Genomic DNA, 851 nt, shown 5'->3' on the forward strand with positions numbered 1-851 from the left:
ACCATCCAGCACCCGTTCGCCCGCTCGACGGCTGCGCACGTACACATTGCAGTCGTCGGCGTAGCGCACGAAACGGTGTCCGCGCTTCTCCAGTTCCCGGTCCACCTCGTCCAGCAGCACATTGGCCAGCAGCGGCGACAGCGGTCCGCCTTGCGGCGTACCTTCGTGACGCTCCATAACCACACCACCATCCATGATCCCGACTACAAGGTAGTGACGAATCAGCCGCAGCACGGCCTTGTCCGCAATCCGCCTCGATAGCCGCTCCATCAGGATGTCGTGATTGACCCGATCGAAGAACTTCTCCAGGTCCACATCGACCACCACCCGGTAGCCGTCCTGCACATGCCGTTGTGCCATCAGCACCGCGTCACGCGCTCGACGCCCCGGCCGGAAGCCGTAGCTGTGTTCGGAGAAGGTCGGATCAATGATGGGCTGCAAGACTTGCAGCAGGGCTTGCTGGATCAGCCGATCCGTCACCGTCGGAATCCCCAGTTCACGCATCCCGCCACCGGGCTTCGGAATCTGGACTCGCCGTACCGGCGCGGGCCGGTAGCTTCCATCCAGTAACGCTTCCCGAATCCGAGGCCAGTGCGTCTTCAGTTCCTCCGCCGTCTCGGCGATCAACTTCCCATCCACCCCAGCACCGCCGCGATTGGCTTTGACGCGTTTCCACGCTATTACCAAATTCGCTCTCGCGAGCGCCTGCGCAAGCAGACTATCCCGCCCCGGGCTTCCAGTTGCGTGTCGCGCCGTCCGCGCTTCATCACGCTCCGCTTCCGGCTCGGCTTCACCTCGCCCTCCCGCGTTACGTCCCGCCTGCGCGGGCTTCTGATGCACTGCTCGTCCGA

1 protein-coding gene is annotated in these 851 nt (G+C 63.8%); it reads right to left on the reverse strand.

The window, feature by feature from the left end:
* Positions 1 to 851, reverse strand: an 851-nt coding sequence (ltrA, locus tag BSE24067_RS32160; RefSeq protein ID WP_254600375.1) for a group II intron reverse transcriptase/maturase, incomplete at both ends; no start/stop codon positions are given.

It is taken from the genome of Burkholderia latens (assembly GCF_902499045.1).
GTDB lineage: Bacteria > Pseudomonadota > Gammaproteobacteria > Burkholderiales > Burkholderiaceae > Burkholderia > Burkholderia latens.